General features: G+C 71.3%; 1 protein-coding gene. It reads left to right on the forward strand.

Translation table 11 applies throughout. From position 1 onward, the window contains the following. Positions 1 to 714: lysophospholipase (locus DBR34_RS23140; RefSeq protein ID WP_258223930.1), on the forward strand; the 714-nt coding region annotated here is incomplete at both ends.

The raw sequence follows: 714 nt of genomic DNA on the forward strand, positions 1-714 counted from the left end.
ATGCTGCCTATGCCGAAGTGCCCCTGGACGTGGTGACCGCCACGGGCACCCTGCCCGGCACGCTGGCCCGGCCGCAGAGCGACGGCCGCGTGCGCGCGGTGGTGCTGGTGCACGGCTCCGGGCCGCAGGACCGGGATGAAACCATCGGTGCCAACCGCCCGTTCCTGGACGTGGCGCGCGGCCTGGCCGCGCAGGGCATCGCGGTGCTGCGCTACGAAAAACGCAGCCGCGTGCGCCCGCAGGATTTCAGCGGCGACCGCTACACCATGGACGATGAGACCACCGACGACGCGGTTGTCGCCGTGGCAACGCTGGCCGCCGACAGCGGGATCGATCCGCGCCATATCTACGTCATGGGGCACAGCCAGGGCGGCATGCTGGCGCCGCGCATCGCCGCGAAGTCGGGCAAGGTGGCCGGGCTGGTTCTGTGGGCAGCACCGGCCCGCTCGCTGCTGACCCTGCTGCCCGAACAGAACCGCTACCTGCTCGGGCTGGACGGCCAGATCAGCGCGGACGAACAGGCCTTCCTGGATACGCTGGACCGCCAGATCGCCGCGGCCCGCAGTGATGCCGACGTGCCCGCGGCCGACCTGCCGCTGCGCCTGCCCGCCCACTACTGGCGCACGTTCGAGGCGATCGATCCGGTTGCCGATGCCCGTGCGTCACCGCTGCCGATACTGTTGCTGCAGGGCGGCCGTGACTTCCAGGTGGTGG

The organism is Stenotrophomonas sp. HMWF003 (assembly GCF_003061285.1).
GTDB lineage: Bacteria > Pseudomonadota > Gammaproteobacteria > Xanthomonadales > Xanthomonadaceae > Stenotrophomonas > Stenotrophomonas maltophilia_AP.